15 protein-coding genes are annotated in these 17,410 nt (G+C 71.5%); 11 read left to right on the plus strand and 4 right to left on the minus strand.

The window, feature by feature from the left end; genetic code table 11:
- Nucleotides 1–73: 73 nt before the first annotated feature.
- Genes AB0M46_RS16450 through AB0M46_RS16485 form a run of 8 tightly spaced genes read left to right on the plus strand, consistent with a single transcriptional unit; the run spans nt 74 to nt 9,461 of the window.
- A complete protein-coding gene (locus tag AB0M46_RS16450; RefSeq protein ID WP_363336678.1) occupies nt 74–1,000 on the plus strand; it encodes a dihydrodipicolinate synthase family protein in 927 nt (308 codons plus the stop codon).
- Complete coding sequence (locus AB0M46_RS16455; protein WP_363336680.1) at nt 997–2,172, plus strand: enolase C-terminal domain-like protein; 1,176 nt, start codon at nt 997–999, stop codon at nt 2,170–2,172. The genes AB0M46_RS16450 and AB0M46_RS16455 overlap by 4 nt, the downstream gene beginning before the upstream one ends.
- Before the next feature lie 47 nt (nt 2,173–2,219).
- Nucleotides 2,220–3,845, plus strand: a complete 1,626-nt coding sequence (locus AB0M46_RS16460; RefSeq protein WP_363336682.1) for an ABC transporter substrate-binding protein — start codon at nt 2,220–2,222, stop codon at nt 3,843–3,845.
- A 59-nt stretch (nt 3,846–3,904) separates the two neighbouring features.
- A complete protein-coding gene (locus AB0M46_RS16465) occupies nt 3,905–4,864 on the plus strand; it encodes an ABC transporter permease (RefSeq protein WP_363336684.1) in 960 nt (319 codons plus the stop codon).
- Nucleotides 4,857–5,774 (plus strand): ABC transporter permease, encoded by a 918-nt coding sequence (locus AB0M46_RS16470; protein ID WP_363336686.1) that lies wholly within the window; start codon nt 4,857–4,859, stop codon nt 5,772–5,774. The genes AB0M46_RS16465 and AB0M46_RS16470 overlap by 8 nt, the downstream gene beginning before the upstream one ends.
- On the plus strand, nt 5,771–6,778 hold the full coding sequence (locus AB0M46_RS16475) for an ABC transporter ATP-binding protein (RefSeq protein WP_363336687.1): 1,008 nt from the start codon (nt 5,771–5,773) through the stop codon (nt 6,776–6,778). Before AB0M46_RS16470 ends, AB0M46_RS16475 begins: the two co-directional genes overlap by 4 nt.
- Nucleotides 6,775–7,827: an oligopeptide/dipeptide ABC transporter ATP-binding protein gene (locus AB0M46_RS16480; protein WP_363336689.1), complete on the plus strand. Its 1,053-nt coding sequence runs from the start codon at nt 6,775–6,777 to the stop codon at nt 7,825–7,827. Before AB0M46_RS16475 ends, AB0M46_RS16480 begins: the two co-directional genes overlap by 4 nt.
- Nucleotides 7,828–7,841: 14 nt before the next feature.
- On the plus strand, nt 7,842–9,461 hold the full coding sequence (locus tag AB0M46_RS16485) for a N,N-dimethylformamidase beta subunit family domain-containing protein (protein ID WP_363336691.1): 1,620 nt from the start codon (nt 7,842–7,844) through the stop codon (nt 9,459–9,461).
- A 68-nt stretch (nt 9,462–9,529) separates the two neighbouring features.
- Here the strand turns inward: AB0M46_RS16485 and AB0M46_RS16490 are convergent, their stop codons facing one another.
- Together AB0M46_RS16490 and AB0M46_RS16495 are read right to left on the minus strand one after the other, a co-directional pair.
- Nucleotides 9,530–10,081, minus strand: coding sequence for a tetratricopeptide repeat protein (locus AB0M46_RS16490; protein WP_363336693.1), 552 nt, complete (start codon nt 10,079–10,081; stop codon nt 9,530–9,532).
- 54 nt (nt 10,082–10,135) lie between these two features.
- The gene (locus AB0M46_RS16495) at nt 10,136–10,381 is read right to left on the minus strand and encodes a hypothetical protein (RefSeq protein WP_363336695.1); all 246 of its coding nucleotides are present in this window, start codon (nt 10,379–10,381) and stop codon (nt 10,136–10,138) included.
- Nucleotides 10,382–10,901: 520 nt separating this feature from the next.
- Here AB0M46_RS16495 and AB0M46_RS16500 point away from each other — a divergent pair.
- The 3 genes from AB0M46_RS16500 to AB0M46_RS16510 all read left to right on the plus strand — a co-directional run bounded on the left by AB0M46_RS16500 (nt 10,902) and on the right by AB0M46_RS16510 (nt 15,843).
- Nucleotides 10,902–11,045, plus strand: a complete 144-nt coding sequence (locus tag AB0M46_RS16500; protein WP_363336697.1) for a hypothetical protein — start codon at nt 10,902–10,904, stop codon at nt 11,043–11,045.
- 739 nt (nt 11,046–11,784) lie between these two features.
- On the plus strand, nt 11,785–12,933 hold the full coding sequence (locus AB0M46_RS16505) for an MFS transporter (RefSeq protein ID WP_363336699.1): 1,149 nt from the start codon (nt 11,785–11,787) through the stop codon (nt 12,931–12,933).
- A 1,428-nt stretch (nt 12,934–14,361) separates the two neighbouring features.
- Complete coding sequence (locus tag AB0M46_RS16510) at nt 14,362–15,843, plus strand: SDR family NAD(P)-dependent oxidoreductase (protein ID WP_363336700.1); 1,482 nt, start codon at nt 14,362–14,364, stop codon at nt 15,841–15,843.
- 76 nt (nt 15,844–15,919) lie between these two features.
- Here the strand turns inward: AB0M46_RS16510 and AB0M46_RS16515 are convergent, their stop codons facing one another.
- Nucleotides 15,920–16,621, minus strand: coding sequence for a bifunctional nuclease domain-containing protein (locus tag AB0M46_RS16515; protein ID WP_363336702.1), 702 nt, complete (start codon nt 16,619–16,621; stop codon nt 15,920–15,922).
- Nucleotides 16,622–16,725: 104 nt separating this feature from the next.
- Entirely contained in the window at nt 16,726–17,388 is a 663-nt protein-coding gene (locus AB0M46_RS16520) for a sporulation protein (RefSeq protein ID WP_363336704.1), read from the minus strand.
- Nucleotides 17,389–17,410 lie beyond the last annotated feature (22 nt).

Below are 17,410 nucleotides of genomic sequence, written 5' to 3' on the forward strand. Positions count from 1 at the left end.
CTAACACGATGGCCGACGGTGCAGCGCGCGGCGCAGGCGATCATCCGTCAGCAGAAGGAGCCAGGACGACGCCATGACGATCACAGGGATCCTGCCCGTGATTCCGACACCGTTCGACCGGGGCCAGTTCGACGCGGCGAGCTTCCGCCGCCTGCTGGACCACACGCTCGCATCGGTCGACGGCTACACCTTGCTGGGCAGCACGGGAGAGGCGCCGTCGATGTCGACGCGTGAGCGCATGGACATCACCGAAGCGGCGCTCGCCATGGTCCCGCAGGACAAGACCGTCGTGGTCGGCGTGACCCACACCTCGCTGCACGAGAGCGTGCGGCTGGCCCAGCACGCCGCGCGGCACGGCGCCGCCGGCGTCCTGTGCGCGTCGCCCTACTACTTCCCGAACACCCGCGATGGCCTGCGCGGCTACCTCGCCGAGCTGTCCGCGTCCGTGGACATCGAGGTGGTGTTCTACGACAACCCCACGCCCACCGCGACCGCCGTCACGATCGAGCAGGTCCTCGAGTACGCCGCGGGGATCGCCCGGCTCAACACGGTCAAGCTGACCGATCACGGGCTGGCCAAGGTGCCGGCCTGGCAGCAGGCCGGGCTGACGGTGCTCGGCGGCGACGACCCGATCCTGTTCCGATACCTCGCCGCCGGCGTGGACGGTGTCATGGTCATCGCCCCGGCCATCTTCCCCGACGCCTTCCGGGAGACCTGGCAGCTGGCCCGGGCCGGGCGGCTGGCCGAGGCGTTCGCCGTCTTCTCCGCCGAGATCCTGCCGTTCCTGCACGTCTTCGGGATCGGCGACGAGATCGCCACGAGTAAGGCGGTGCTGCGCGAGATCGGCGTGTTCGCCTCCGACGAGGTGCGGCTGCCGCTCGTCGGGGTGGATCAGCGGCGGCGCGAGTTGCTGGCCGAGGCCTACCGCCTGTGCCGCGAACGAACCGCCGCGCGCACCGCGTCCGGCAGCGCCGGCGCCGAACCGGCGGCCGCCAGATGAGCGGCCCGTCGACCGGCAAGCGCGCGATCGACGCGACCGTCGTCGACGTCCAGACCGTGCGGGTCAGCCCGACGGTCAAGCCGGAGCTCGTGGTGGCCGGCGCCCGGGGGGTCCACGACCGGTCCGACTTCCTGCTGGTGCGGGTCGTCACGTCGGCGGGGGTGACCGGCATCGGCGAGGTCAGCGCCACGCTGACCTGGAGCGGTGAGGACGGCGCCACGGGCGAGTACCTGATCCGCACCGTCCTGGCGGGCGCCGTCATCGGGCAGCCGATCGCGCCGGTGGCCGACCTGGAGCGGCGCATGGACCGCGCGCTGGCGGGTTCGCCGTTCACCAAGGCCGGCCTGTCCACCGCCCTGTGGGACGCCTACGCCCGCACCCTCGACGTCCCGCTCGCCGTCGCGCTCGGTGGCCCGTTGCACACCGAGATACCGGTGAAGTGCTCGCTGAGCGGGGACGGCGACCGGCTGCGGGCCACCCATCGGGCGGCCGTCGCCGCCGGGTTCGCAGCCTTCAAGGTGAAGATCGGGCTGGACCCGGTCGCCGACGCGCAACGGGTGGCGCTGGCCCGGCAGCTGTGCGGACCGGACGCCTTCATCGGGCTGGACGCCAACGGCGGGTACCGGCGGGACGCGGCGCGCCGCGCCGTCGAACTGATCCGCCCGTCGGGCCCGGCCTTCCTCGAACAGCCGGTGGAACCGGGCGACCTTGCGGGCATGCGGCAGCTGCGCGACCTCGGGCTGCCGGTCGTCGCCGACGAAAGCGTCTTCGGCACGGACGATCTGGTCTCGGTGCTGCGCGCCGAGGCGGCCGATGTGGTCAGCCTCTACATCGGCAAGAGCGGTGGCCCCGGCCGGTTGGTGTCGATGGCCCGTCTCGCGGACGCGTTCGGCCTGACCGTCGTCATCGGCTCCAACGGAGAGCTGGGCGTCGGGGCGGCCGCCCAGTTGCAGGCCGGTGCCGCGGCGGCCGGGCTGTCCACCCACATCCCCTCGGACATCATCGGCGCGCATTACTACCAGGAAGACGTGCTCGCCGAGCCGTTGACCGCCGATGGCCGCGCGGCCCGGCTCCCGGACGGGCCCGGCCTGGCCGTAACGCTGCGCGAGGACATCGAGGCCCGCTTCGTCAGCGTGACCGACGACCGGGGCCACGACACCCCCAACCCCTGAAGGTCGCGGCCGCGGCCGCGACCTGGCGCCACTGGAATGGAGAGAGCATGGTCCTTCGGAGAGCGCGATTGAGCGCCTGCCTGGCGCTCCTCGCGGCCACGGCGACGCTGGTCGCCGCCTGTGGAAAGTCGTCCGACACAACCTCCCAGCCGGGCACGAGCCTGACCTTCACCCGCCTGGGCATCAACACCGCGGGCTTCGGGCCGAGCAACCAGAGCACCGGAAACGACGCGGTCGTCAACTCCCTGCTCTTCTCCAACCTGGTCAAGGTCGGCCCGGACGAGAAGAGCATCATCCCGGACCTCGCGCAGACCTGGGAGCAGTCGCCGGACGCCAAGGAGTTCACCTTCCACCTGCGCCAGGGCGTCACCTGGTCCGACGGTCAGCCCTTCACCGCCGGCGACGTGGTCTTCACCATCACCCAGGCCGCCCAGTTCGGCCCCACCGCCTATGTCGGCTACCAGCCCACCCAGTGGCGCCAGGTGGTCGGCGCGACCGAGGCGAAGGGCACCAAGAACCCGGTATCGGGGGTGACCGCGCTCGACGAGCACACCGTGAAGATGACGCTGGCCGCGCCGAACGCGGAGTTCATCCGCAACCTCACCGACGCCGTCTACTCGATCGTGCCGAAGCACCTGCTGCAGGACGCCGCCGCCGAGAACGTGCGCACCGTCGAGTTCAGCAAGAGCAAGCCGGTCGGCACCGGCCCGTACGTGCTGGAGAAGGCTGTGCCCGACCAGTACCTGCAGTTCAAGGCGAACCCGAAGTACTTCGGCGGCGCCCCCAAGATCGCTACGCTGTTCTTCAAGCTGAACGTCAAGCCCGAGTCGGTCGCCGCTCAGCTGCAGTACGGCGAGCTGGGCATGGTGCTCAACGCCGCGGCCAACGACGCGCCGGCCCTGTCGGCGATCAAGGGACTGACCACCAAGTTCGTCGTCTCACCGGCCGCGCAGTTCCTGCAGTTCCGCACCGACCACGCGCAGGCCAAGGACGTCCGGGTGCGCCAGGCGATCTACTACGCGATCGACCGCCGCGCCATGCTCAAGAACCTGTTCGGCGGCAACGGCGAGATCCGCTGGGTGCTGCCCGGCTTCAACCAGGACGACGCGGCGCTGGACCGCTACGACTACAACGCGGACAAGGCCAAGCAGCTGCTCGCGGCATCGGGCCTCGACCTCGGCCAGCCCTTCAAGATCTCCTACGCCCAGGGTGTCGACCCTGCCTGGGACCAGATGATGCCGGCCATCCAGAAGTACCTCAAGGACGTCGGGCTCAACGCGGTGCTGGAGCCGCTGGACTCCGCGGCCTGGTCGGCGGCGAACGCGTCCAAGGACGCCAAGTACCCGATGACCGTCAACGCCGGCGGCTCGATGGGCCTGTCGCCCGACCGCAGCTCCGGGTACTTCAACTGCAAGGCCCCGCTGAGCAGCTTCTACGCCAACTGCGAGATGGACGGCCTGTACGCACAGGCCCGCGGTACCACCGACGCGTCGACCCGCGCGGACAGCTACAAGCAGGTCGCCCAGATCCTCAACCGTGACGTGCCGATGGTGGCCCTGTGGCAGACCACCACCTATAACGCGTGGACCAGCAAGCTCGGCGGCTCCTTCCAGGTGTTCCCCAACGACCGGGACAGCGCGTTCAATGTCAACGGCTGGACACTGGTCGGCTAGACGTACCACCTCAACCAATACCCCGAGCAGTACCCCCGCACCAACCAGGGAGAGACCGCATGTGGAACTACGTGCTGCGAAGACTGCTCATCGGCACGGTCGTGCTGTGGATGGTCTCCGTGATCGTCTACCTCGGTCTCTCCCTGGCACCCGGCGACGAACTGACCGTCCGGCTCAGCCCCGAGGTCGTCGCCCAGCTGACGCCCGACCAGATCGCGGAGAAACGCCACGCCCTCGGCCTGGACCGCCCACTGCCGCTGCGATACGTCACCTGGTTGAAGAGCACGCTGAGCGGCGACCTCGGCACCTCGTCCTCCGACGGGCTGCCGGTCGCCGAGGACATCCGGGCACACCTGGGGCCGACCGCGATGCTGGTCGGCGCCGCGCTCGTCGTCGGTACCGCCCTGGCGTTGGCGGTCGGCGTGGCGGCCGCCGTGCGCAGCGGCACGGCGGTCGACTACCTGCTCGGCTCGGCACCCATCCTGCTGGTGGGCATCCCCGGCTTCGTCCTCTCCCTCGCCGCCATCTACCTGTTCAGCGTGCAGTTCGGCCTGTTACCCACCAACGGCATGCACACCCTCGGCGACGAGTCGTTCGGCGATCTGCTGCTGCACATGGCCCTTCCGGGCAGCGTGCTGGCCATCGGGGTGGCCGCGCCACTGATCCGGTACACCCGGGCGAGCATGCTCGACGTGCTCAGCTCGGAGTACATCGTGACCGCCCGGGCCAAGGGCTTGCGGCCCAGCCGGGTGCTGTGGTCCCACGCGTTCCGCAACGCGCTGCTGCCCATCATCACCGTCATCGGCCTGACACTGCCGGAGATGGTGGCCGGTGCGGTCATCGTGGAGCAGGTCTTCGGCTGGCCCGGCATGGGCCAGCTCGCCGTGCGGGCCGCGGGCAACCGGGACGTGTCGCTGATGATGGGCATCGTCATCGTCATCGCCGTCTCGGTCGTGGTCACCAACCTCCTTGCCGATCTCGCCTACGTGCGGGCCGATCCGAGGGTGCGCCTTGTCTGACCTCGACCCCACACCGCGCGCCGTGCCCGGCGACCCGGCCGAGCCCGCGCCGGCCACCGCTGCGGATGCCGGACGGTACCCCGCACTGCGTCGCTTCGCCGCCCACCGCCTGGCCGTGCTCGGCGCCGGCATCCTCGCCGTGGTGATCCTGCTGGCGCTGCTGGCGCCGCTGGTCGCCACCCACGCGCCGAACGACGTGGATCTCGGCGCGGTCAACCACAAGCCGGGCGGCGGTCACCTGCTCGGGGCCGACAACGTCGGCCGCGACATCTGGGCCCGGCTGGTCTTCGGCGCCCGCACCTCGCTGATCGTCGGCCTCGGCGCCGTGGCCATCTCGCTGCTGATCGGCATCACCGTCGGCATGCTGGCGGGCTTCTACGGGCGGTGGACCGGTGCGCTGCTCATGCGCGTCACCGATGCGGTCATGAGCGTCCCGCCGCTGGTGATGGTCATCGTCTTCGTCGCCATCGCCGGGCCGAGCCTCGGCTCGGTCACCGTGGTGATCGCGTTGACGACCTGGCCGGCAGCGGCCCGCCTGGTCCGCGGACAGGTGCTGGCCCTGCGCGAACGCGAGTTCATCACCGCCGCCGAAGTCATCGGCGTGCCGCGACGGGGCATCGTGCTGCGCCACCTGCTGCCCAACCTGCTCGGCCCGCTGTCCGTGGTCGGTACCTTCGGCGTCGCCAACGCCATCCTGGTCGAGGCCGGGCTGAGCTTTCTCGGCCTCGGCGTGCGGCCACCGACCAGCAGCTGGGGTCAGATGGTCAACGCCGCGCAGTCGCCGGTCGTGCTCATGAGCCGGCCGTGGATCTGGGTACCGGCGAGCGTCGCGATCGTCCTGACCGTCCTTGCGGTGAACTTCGTCGGCGACGGCCTGCGCGACGCGATGGACCCGAAGGGGAGCCGATGAACACCCCTCTGCTGGAGGTCGAGGACCTCCACGTCGAATTCCACGCCCGGCAGGGCCGAGTCCGGGCGGTGCGGGGACTCAGCTACCAGGTCGACCGGGGCGAATCCCTCGGCCTGGTGGGCGAGTCCGGCTCCGGCAAGAGCGTCAGCGCCCTGGCCATCCTGGGACTCCTGCCCCGCGCGGCGAGCGTCACCGCCGGACGGATCCGCTTCCAGGGTCGCGACCTGGTCGGGCTGCCCGAACGGCAGCTGCGCGCGATCCGCGGCCGCTCGCTGGCACTGATCTTCCAGGACCCGCTGTCGAGCCTCAACCCGGTGCTCACCATCGGCCGCCAGATCACCGAGCAGCTGCGGGCACACCGCATCGCCACCGGAAGGGCTGCCCGCGACCGAGCCGTCGAACTGCTCGAGCGGGTCGGCATCCCGGACGCATCCCGGCGCGTCGGGCAGTACCCGCATCAGCTCTCCGGCGGCATGCGCCAGCGGGCCATGGTGGCCATGGCGCTGTCCTGCGGGCCGTCGCTGCTCATCGCCGACGAGCCCACCACCGCGCTGGACGTGACCATCCAGGCACAGGTGCTCGAACTGCTCGCCGAAATGCGGGCCACCACCGAGATGAGCATGCTGCTGATCACCCACGACCTCGGCGTGGTCGCCGGCAGCACCGACCGGCTGGCGGTCATGTACGCCGGGCGGATCGTCGAGGACGGCGCCACCGCCGAGGTCCTCGCCCGGCCGGAGCACCCCTACACCGCCGGCCTGCTGGAGTCGGTACCCCGGCTGGACGCCCCCCGCGACGCGGCGCTGCACACGATTCCCGGGGCTCCGCCGGATCTGCGCACCGAACTGCCCGGCTGCCCGTTCCGGCCGCGTTGCCCGCACCCGGCACCGCAGGCGCAGTTGCAGGAGCCGGCACTGCGCGAGCTGCGTGCGGGCCACCGCGTGGCCTGCTGGAGCCCCCGGCTCACGCCCCTGCAGGACACGACACCAGGTGGGAACCCATGACCGCGCAGCACACCGACGAGGCCGCCGTCCTGGATGTCCGCGACCTCGAGGTCCGCTTCCCGGTGCGCCGCGGCCTGCTGGGCCGCCCGTCCTCCTGGGTGTACGCGGTCAACGACGTTTCCCTCGAGCTGTACCGCGGCGAGACCCTCGGGCTGGTGGGGGAGTCCGGCTCGGGCAAGTCGACCGTGGGCCGTGCCATCGTGCGCGTGAACCAGCCCAGCAAGGGCACGATCCGCCTCGGCGGCCAGGACCTGCTCGCCCTGCACGGCCCGCGGCTTCGGCCGTACCGCCGGCGGGTACAGATGGTGTTCCAGGACCCGTACGCCAGCCTCGATCCGCGCCAGTCGGTCGGCGATGCCCTGACCGAACCGCTGCGGGTGCACGGCCTGGCGGCCGGGCGCCGCTCGGCCCGGGTGTCCGAGCTGCTGGAGCTGGTCGGCCTGGACCCCGCCTTCGCCGCCCGCTACCCGCACCAGTTCTCCGGCGGCCAACGGCAGCGCATCGGCATCGCCCGGGCACTGGCGGTGGAGCCCGACGTCATCGTCTGCGACGAGCCCGTCAGCGCCCTGGACGTGTCGATCCAGGCCCAGGTCGTCAACCTGCTGGCCGGTCTGCAGCGCCAACTGGGCATCGCGTACCTGTTCATCGCCCATGACCTGGCGGTGGTACGCCACCTGGCCCACCGGGTGGCGGTGATGTACCTCGGCAGCATCGTCGAGACCGGTCCGTCCGATGCCGTGTACGGCGACCCTCGGCACCCGTACACCGCCGCGCTGCTGTCCGCGGTGCCCGTGCCCGACGCCGTGGTCGAGAAGACCCGGCGCCGCACCATCCTGCGCGGCGACATCCCCAGCCCGGAGAACCCGCCGACCGGGTGCCTGTTCCACACCCGCTGCCCGCTGCGCGAGTTGCTCGGCTCGCCCGAGGTGTGCTCCACCCAGCGGCCCCGGTTGCAGGCGCTGACCCCTGGCCACCACCGCACCGCGCACCACGTCGCCTGCCACTTCGCCGACGAGGCCGGCTCACTGACCGCAGACCAGCCACGATAGGAGACAACAGCGCTATGTTGATCGGGTATGTCAGCGACGAGAACTATCTGGCGCTGGCCGGCGTCGCGGTCGAGTTCGCCCGCGACGGCGCCATCGTCGCCCAGGCCGCCTCGAGCGCCAGCGGCGCCATCGTCGCCGACCTGCAACCGGGCGATTACCGGCTCACGCTCGCCATGCCCGGCTTCGGCGCCAAGCACCTCACCGCGACGCTTCCGGCCCAGGAACCGTTGCAGGTACGGCTGCTGTCGGACACGCTGACCGGATTCATGTGGCCCAAATGGGTGCGCTCCGGCGAGCCGGCGCAACTGCGCGTGCACTCCGTCGCACCGTACCGCGCCGAGCTGTTCCGCTACGGGCAACGCAAGGAGCCGGTCGAACTGCTCGGATGGTTCGACGAACACGGCCCGCGGGCGATGGCGCAGATCCTGCCCGACGAGGACTTCACGCAGACCGGGGTGCGCTTCAACACCGTCGGCTTCACCAGCCCGGGTCACGTCCGCCGGCTGGCCGGGCCGCAGCGCTCCGGTCTCTACTACATGCACGTCCACAACGAGCGCGGCGAGTTCTTCTCATTCCCGTGGGTGGTCGCCCCCGCCGCCCCCCGGGAACCGATCGCGGTGCTCGCCGCCACCAACAACTGGAACGCCTACAACCGCTTCGGCGGGCGCAGCAACTACATCAACGAATCCGGCCTGCCACCCACCCCGACCGTGAACGCACGACAGGACCTCGCCCGGTACCGCATCGGCAACAGCGTCACACAGACCGCCGACAACGACGTCTATCCGCCGCTGTCGTTCGAGCGGCCCGAGCCCGACTGCTTCGTCGGACCCGACGTCGAGGCGACCGACCCGCTGACCGGCCGGCTGTCCTCCAGCCTCGCCCCGGGGCTGTGGCGGCTGCTGGCCTGGCTCGAACGCGAGGGATTCGGCTACGACCTGTACTCCGACGCCCAGGTGCGCAATGGCGAACTCGACCTGGACGCCTACCGGGTCCTGCTGACCGAGATGCACCCCGAGTACTGGTACGCCGAGCAGTACGACGCGGTCCGCGACTGGGTGCAGCAGCGCGGCGGCCGGCTGATGTATCTCGGCGGCAACGGCGCCGACTGCCAGGTCGAACACGTCGACGCGGGCCGGGGCCGCTATCTGACCCGGCAGCCCGATCGCGACCGGCCGCAGGAGGCGCACCTCGAGAGCCGCTTCCATCGCACCCACGAACCGCAGGCGCGGCTGCTGGGGGTCACGTTCACCCACGCCGGCGAGGGCACTGCCGCGCCGTACCGCGTGCTCGACGCCGGCCACTGGGCGTTCGCCGGTACGGGTCTGGGCAACGGCGACCTGTTCGGAACGCACAGCATGCACGAGCGCGTGCCGGGCGGCGCCTCGGGCCACGAAACCGACAAGCGCACGCCCAGCACGCCGCCCGGCTTCGTCGTGCTGGCCCAGGGGACCAACCCCGACAACGGCGGAGCTGAACTGGTGTACCGCAATCTGCCCGACGGCGGCGGTGAGGTCTTCTCCGTCGGCTCCATGACGTACATCGCCTCGCTCCTGGTCGACGAGGGCGTCTCGGCGCTGACCCGCAACGTGCTCAACCGCTTTGCCGGACCGGCTCCCCGAGAGGCTGGCTGAGCACTCCTCGTCCTGAGCCGGTCGGCGAGTGCCCCGGCCGCTGGGCGAAGCCGTCGTCGCGGCGCTGCCTATGCCGCGGCGGTGACCTCGGTGACGAGCAGGTCGATGTGGTCCGGCTCCAGGCCGAGCGACGCGCGGACCTGACGCCGGCCGACGGCCATGATGAGGAGCTGGGGATCCTCCAGTACGTCATCGGCTTCCAGGTCGGCGAGGCGCTCCACCGCGGCGGCGAGGCCGGCGGTATACCAGCGGGCGGCCTGCTCCGGCTGCCCGTGGGTGGCGAGCGCCGCCGCGATGACCCCGTAGATGAACGGCTCCTGCGGCCGCAGCCGGCGCACCTCGCTCAGCAGCGCCCGGGCCTCGTCGGTGCGGCCCCGCTCGAGCAGGAACAGGATGTACGTCGCGTGCGGCCGCCCCGGCTCCGCGTCCTCGATGCCGACGGCCTCGCGCATCGCCCGCTCGGCCGGCTCGTCCTCGCCGAGCTCCAGGTACTGCATGGCGGCCAGGATCAGGTTGTCCGCGTGCGTGCCGCAGCGATGCCCGGCGTGCTGCTGGACGAGCCGTTCGGCGTGGCGCCGGCGGTGGTCGGGCCGGGGAGTGTTGCGGTCCTTGCGCGCCATGCAGGCAACGCTAGCCCCCGCAGCCACCCCGCACGGTCCGCGCCGCGCCGGCTGTCACACGTCCGAGGGCACGATCGCGATCAGCTGGGTGGGCGGCTCCAGCGCGTCGACCACCGTGTCGCCTTCCAGCCACAGCCCGCCGGCCCGGCAGACGAGGGCGGCCGCGGCCTCCACCGGGCAGGGCAGCGGCGCCCCGCAGGCCCCGCAGCGGCTGGGATCGTCGGGGTCCCGCTCGAGGTGGCGGATCTGGAGCTCGGCGGCGGTGGTGACCAGCACGCTGTCGGGGTCGAGGTGCAACATGCCGACGATCGTGCCTGCGCGGCCCGCCGCCACCGCTGCACAAAACGGGTGATCCGCGGGTTTCACCCTGCCCCGGCCAGCCCGAAAACCTAGTCTCCTAGGACGTAGAACGGCGAGTGGCGGGATACGGCGCTTGATGCGGCTTTGTGCGGAGTTCCCGGCGAGGTCGGGCGCTCGCGATGCCGACACTGCGGGGACCCGCAGATCGCCTTCACGGGCTGTATCGAGCCGGTCTGGCGTGTTCAATGCCGGAATCGGCGGCGGGGGTGGCTCCGGGGCTGCGCTGACCGCCAACTACGTCACCGCGAAGGGGATGGCCAGGGCCCGATTTCCGGTGGGGCGTGTACCGGAGGCATCGTCGCCGGTAATACGACCGATCGGCAGCTCTACGGCCGGGGCCGGCTTTTGTAGTTGGCGGGGGACTGACGTCGGAATGCGTCACCACTCTTTCGCGTATGATTTCCGAGACGGCTCGTCGAGTTGGCAATGGCCGATCAACCGGTGTGATGACCCCCGATGGGTGGTGATGGTGATCCTCGCAAATCTGGCCGGTCTGCTGTTCGCGGTGCTCCTTGCCCTGGGTGGGCTCGCGCTGATGGTGAACTTCCGCGGAGTCATCGACTACCATTTCAAACGGAGCCGGCAAGCGGCGCGGCCCCTGTGAGGACCCCCGCGCCGCCGGTCGGAGAGGGACATCGCGGACATGCGTGTCTTCCTCCACGTGGTCGACCGGTTCTTCGGCCTGCTCATGATCGTGGGCGGGGCCGGGCTGGTCTGGAAGGCGATTCAGGCAATGGCCGCGAGGTAGCCGGCTGGCACCCCGGCAGGTCCTCGCGGGAAGCCAGGGCCTGCCGCTCCGCGAACGTCGTTACCGCGAAGGCGGACGACCAGGGCTACGTTTTCGGCTTGGCGTGCGGCGGTGATGCGGTGGCCGGACGGTATCAGCCGTCTTTGACAGCTCCACCCTACGCGGCCCGTTGCTCAGCGTGAGGGCTTGCCGGTGCCGGGGCACTGCGCGGTGCCGGGGCTGCCATCGGGCTGGTGCGGGGGAGTGGGCGAGCCGGCGTTGACGAAGACCCGGGCGCCGCACTGGGGACAGCGGCTCATGGCCTGAGCAGCGGTGGACGACACTGGCGCGACCTCTCGTCGCGGACGAACGAACCGGACCGGGTACTGATGCCCCGGATCCTGCCTGTCCGAACGTCGGCCAGCCGCCGACCAGAGCCAGCTCCACCGATGAGCAGGTGTTCAGGAACTTCGTCTCGACGTCCTGGCCCGTGGCGTCCTGCAGGGCCTTGGTCTCCTCGTTGAGCACTTCGAACTACGTCTAGCCGCCATCCCTTCGGCCTCTCGGCGCTTCGCGGCTCGTATTGGACGGCGCCGCGGATGGCATGATCACGCGCATGTCGATCTCCGCCGTGCTGCGCGCCGCGCAGGTCGCCCGGGTCCTGGCCGCCAGCACCCTGGGGCGCCTGCCCCTGGGCGCGGCGCCGGTGGCCCTGCTGCTGTACGCCCGCGAGAGCTTCTCCATCGCCGCCGCCGGGCTGCTGGTCGGCGTGTACACGGCCGGCCTCGCCGTGGGCGGCCCGGTCCTGGCCCGCATCGCCGACCGCCTCCGCCAGGCCCCGGTCATGCTGGCCGGCGCCGCCCTGTCCACGGCGGGCTTCGTGGTGCTTGCCCAGGGTGTACCGCTGTGGGCCGCCCTGCTCTCCGCCCTACTCGCGGGCCTCGGCGCACCCCCGTTCGAGGCCGGCCTGCGGGTGCTGTGGCGCGACCTGCTGGACGAGGCGCAGGTCCCGACGGCGTACACGCTGGACATCGCCGTCCAGGAGCTGATCTTCATCCTGGGCCCGCTGGTCGCCGGCGGTGCGGTGGCCCTGGGTGGCGGCGCGGTGGGCATCTACACGACGGCCGTCCTGCAGTTGGCCGGCACGCTGTGGTTCGTGTCGACCCCGGCGGTCCGCGCCTGGCGCGGCGAACGGGCCGAGCGCCACTGGGCCGGCGCCCTACGCTCGGCCCCGCTGCGCCTGCTGCTGACCGCGGTCGTGCTGATCGGCGCCGGCGTGGGGAGCCTGCCGGTGGCGCTGCTCGACTACGCCGAGTCGGTCGGTCACCGGTCGTGGTCGAGCGGGCTGCTGGCCGCCCAGGCCGTCGGTGCGCTGGCTGGCGGGCTGGCCAACACGCGGCTGCGGGTCGGCGGGCGGCGCCTTCCCCTGCTGGCCGCGCTGCTGGGCCTGGGCTACGTCCCGTTGCTGCTGACCCCGCCGGCGGTCGCCGCCATGCTGCCGCTGACCGTCCTGTGCGGCCTGGGCCTGCCGCCGCTGCTGGCCGCGACCTTCCTGACCGTGGACCGGATCACCCCGCCCGGCACCGCCGCGGAGGCCTTCGCCTGGGTGGCGACGGCGTTCTCGGTCGGCGCGGCCGCGGGCGCGGCGGTCGACGGCGTCATCCTCGACGCCGCGTCGTCGACGACGGCCGGCTTCATCCTGCCGCCGGTGGTGATCCTGCTCGCCATCCCATGGCTGCGCCCGGTGGCGAAGATCGCCCCGTAGCCGCCCGGCGGAAAACCGACATGTCGGGCGCTGGCGCGCCAGAACTCGCGATGGACCTTGTTGCGGTCTGAGCGTGCACCATTTGACATTGTCATTGCCGTCCGGGGCGGTGATTCTGGGCGAGGTCGGGGATAATCAATGGCATGGGGCAGCTGTCATTCTTCAGTCGCACGGAATTGGCTGCCATGCGTGACCGGTCCAGGTCTCGGCGGTATTGTCCGGCAAGGGAGCAGTTCCGTCGGGAACATGAGCGGCATCGAGCGTGGGGCCTTGCTCGGAGGCACGCCCAGAAGCTACGCCGCATCCATGGTGGCGTCCCGCCGGTGACCGCGGCCGACGACCGGCGGCCCGACCCGGCCCCCGCGCCGATCCCGCCGACGCTACCGCCCGAACCGCCCGAACAGGCCGAACAGGCCGAACACCCCGAAGAGCCCCCCGCCGACCGGGTCGTCGCCGACCACACCGATCCCGCGCCGCCGGACCGGAAGGGCGGCGCCGCAGCGTCCGGGCGCGCCCGCGCGGGCTGTCGCGCATCACCGCCACCGCCGCCGTCACGCCAGCCCGCCGGTGCGGCAACGCGTCGAACAATCGGCCGCTATCCGCGCTCATCGGCAACATATCGCAGCCGGTTCTTGCATCTGCCACGTCCGGCCGGCTGTCAATTCCGCCGAAGCCTGCGAAAGGTCGAGCATTATCCCAACGCGCCACCGGCGGAGCAATTCAGTGAATACGCGCTCATCGGCAGTTCAGAGCGCCAAGCCACTGGACTGATAGCCACTCGCTGTCACGATCGCCTCCAGACGGCGGGTCCGGCAGCGGGCTCTGTGCTACGCCCGTGCGTCGCGGGGTAGCCGCGGTATTCGCGCGGCGCTGCTGAGCCGCGCATCCGCTGGTGCGGGCCCAGTGACGGCCCGATGAGCGTGGCCGAGAACTCAGCGTTCCCGCACCGCGGTCCAGGCTGAGGTCAGGTCGTCCACACCGACCGGCCGGGACCCGCTGGAACGGTAGGCACAACCCCGCCCGCCGCGAGACCGCGACCCGCGGCCTGAAACGGCGGCACCCGGCCCGAAGTCCGTACGCCCTGCCCCAAGCCGCTCAAGTCGCGGCGCGCCCGACTTGTCCATCCCGATCTTGCCGCACGGGACGGGGGAGGTCATCGCGAAGGCCAGCCGGCGCATAGCGGCCGCGCAAACCCGGCGTCGAAGAGCCCTAACGGCGGAACCTCACCCCGAATTATCCGGATATGCCGGATTTGCGAGGCATGCCGGGTTTAACTGAGGCGATCGCACGGAACGACGTGGTGTCGCCGAGGTGCAGTCGCAACGGGGGACGGTGTACGCCACGCAGCAGCGGGTCCGGGAGGCAAAGGCGCCTCCCGGACCCGCTTTGGTTTGGTGCGGCGGTGGGGGCGTTGCGTACAGTTCCTGCGTGACCCCGCACGACCCTGCCCTCCACAACCCTGCCCCCCACGACCCTGCCCACGGCCCCGGCGTCGACCCCGAGCGGCTCGCGATCTGCCTCGCCGTGTTCGACGAGCTGCAGGAGCTGCCGCCGGACCACCCGGACGTGCAGCTGGTGCGGCGCGCCACTTCGCACCTGTACAAGAGCGTCAAGCGGCAGCGGCGCAGCGAGCGGCGGGCGGCGATCACCGAGGCGGACCGGCAGGTGACGGCGTCGACGGCGACCGGCGCGCCGGGGCGCATCGACGACGAGACGGCCGGGATCGCGCTGGTGTCGCCGACGGCCGGGGCGTCGGCGGGGCGGCTGCTGCGGGCCCGGTCGTGCTACACGTGCAAGAGCCGGTACGTCGACGTCGACGCCTTCTACCACCAGCTCTGCCCGCCGTGCGCGAAGCTCAACCGGGAGCGGCGCGACCAGCGTACCGACCTGACGGGGCGGCGGGCGCTGCTGACCGGCGGGCGGGCGAAGATCGGGATGTACATCGCGCTGCGCCTGCTGCGCGACGGGGCGCACACCACGATCACCACGCGGTTCCCCAACGACGCCGTGCGGCGCTTCGCGGCCATGCCGGACAGCGGGGAGTGGCTGCACCGGCTGCGCATCGTCGGGATCGACCTGCGCGACCCGGCGCAGGTGGCGGCGCTGGCCGACGACGTGGCCGCGCAGGGGCCGCTGGACATCCTCATCAACAACGCGGCGCAGACGGTGAAGCGGACCGCCGGGTCGTACTCGCACCTGGTGGCGGCCGAGGCCGCGCCGCTGGTGCTGGAGGGGCCGATGCCGGACGTGGTCACGTTCCACAAGGCCGACCCGCACGCGGAGCTGACCCTGGAGGCGGGGGTGGCGCCGACGCTGATCCCGCCGGACGCGCTCACGGCGCTCGCGCTGACCAGCCGCAACACGACGCCGGAGAAGGTCGCGGCGCTGACCGCGATCGACGCCGGCGGGCTGGTGCCGGACCTCGCCGACTCCAACAGCTGGGTGCAGACGGTCGAGGAGGTCGACCCGCTGGAGCTGCTCGAGGTGCAGCTGTGCAACGTGACCGCGCCGTTCATTCTGGTGAGCCGGCTGCGCCCGGTCATGGCGGCCTCGTCGGCCCGGCGCAAGTACGTGGTGAACGTCTCGGCGATGGAGGGGCAGTTCAGCCGGCGGTACAAGGGGCCCGGCCACCCGCACACCAACATGGCCAAGGCGGCGCTGAACATGCTGACCCGCACCAGCGCCGAGGAGATGCTCTCCGACGGCATCCTGATGACCGCGGTCGACACCGGCTGGATCACCGACGAGCGGCCGCACCCGACGAAGATGCGGCTGCACGAGGAGGGCTTCCACGCCCCGCTGGACCTCGCCGACGGCGCCGCCCGGGTGTACGACCCGATCGTGCGCGGCGAGCGCGGCGAGGACCTCTACGGCTGCTTCCTCAAGGACTACGAGCCGTCGAGCTGGTGAGCGGGCACTATCGCAGCTGGTACTGCAGCGTGAACTTGCCGAAAGGACTACGAGCCGTCGAGCTGGTGAGCGGGCACTACCGCAACTGGTACTGCAGCGTGAACTTGCCGACCTGGACCTCGTCGCCGTCGCTGAGGGCGGCGGACTTGACCCGCTCGCCGTTGACGTAGGTGCCGTTGAGGCTGCCCAGGTCGAGCATCGTGTAGCCGACGCCGCCGGAGTTGCGGTGGAACTCGACGTGCTTGCGGGAGACCGTGTTGTCGTCGAGCACGATCTGGTTGGCCGAGTCGCGGCCGCAGCGCACCACTTCGCCGTCCAGCGCGAACTCGGCGCCGGCCTCGGCTCCCTTGCGGATGAGCAGGGTGGCCCGGCCCGTCGGGAGCTTCTCCATGTGCGCGGTCAGGTCCAGCGGCTGGGTCGGCCCCTCGGGCGCGGCCACGGCGGCCTGGTCGAGCAGCTCGTCGGTGGTGAGGATCGGCACGCCCCAGTGCCGGGCGAGGGCGATCGCCTCCAGCGGCGCGGCCGGCACCCGGATGCCCTGGCCGAGGACCAGCTGGAACGGCCCGTGCGCGGCGACGACCTCGACGGCCCGCAGCGGCGCCCCCAGCGCGGTCAGCGCGCGCTGGAACAGCTCGGCGCTGACCGGCTCGTCCATGCTGCGAGGGCCGCCCTCGACGGGCAGCTGCAGGTGCCGCCCGGTCGGTTCGTCCTTGAGCAGGACCACAGGACGGCTCTGCCAGGTCTGCGCTCGCACACCCACCACGACGAGCTCTCGCATGCCCCGCCTCCTGCGTCCGTCGTCAACCTGCCGTCAACTCTTGTCGCCTAACGGTACCGTGTCGACCGATCGACAACCTGGCCCGGTCAGGTAGGAGTGCATCGTCAGATCTGCCCGATCTGTCGCATCAGACGGTCGACGGCGGCCGCCCAGTCGACGGGTTCGCGCCGGTCGTGGCGGATCCGCAGGCGCCCGTCGAGCACCAGTTCCACGTAGTGGACTCCGGTCACGAATCCGACACGGATCTCGGTGGCCAGGTCCTGATACTGCGGCGCCACCCAGAATTCGAACACCTGTGTCACGTCGGCGGACTTGAACCGGAACCCGAGCGAGCGCAGCGCCTCGAGCGCGGCCGCCTCGGCCGGCAGGGGATGCACCGCCACCGGATCCAGGTCGCCGGGGTCGACCGCGAAGGCGACCTCGAGATCGGTGCGCACCCCGACGGCCAGCCCGGGGACCCGCTCGCCGTAGACGTGCGTCACGGGGGTGTGCAGGGGAATGTGGAGCCGCATCGGCAGGTCCCGGTGCTCGCCGGCGGCCAGCCGGAACCCGCCGTCGACCTCGTGCCGGGCGATCTCCGCCGTGCCCGCCCCGTCCCTGGTCACCAGCGTGAGCACGATCCGCTCGATGTCCACGTCGCGCTCGCCGCCGGTGAGCCGGACCGTCCCGGGGAGTGTCGCGCCCGGGCGGGTCACAGATTCGTCTAGTACCGTGTCGACGGCCGGCCCGCCCACGCCCATGGCGCGGCGCAGGCTCCGGAAGACCATGCAGCACACTAACACGCGGCAC

The organism is Dactylosporangium sp. NPDC051485 (assembly GCF_040682015.1).
GTDB lineage: Bacteria > Actinomycetota > Actinomycetes > Mycobacteriales > Micromonosporaceae > Dactylosporangium.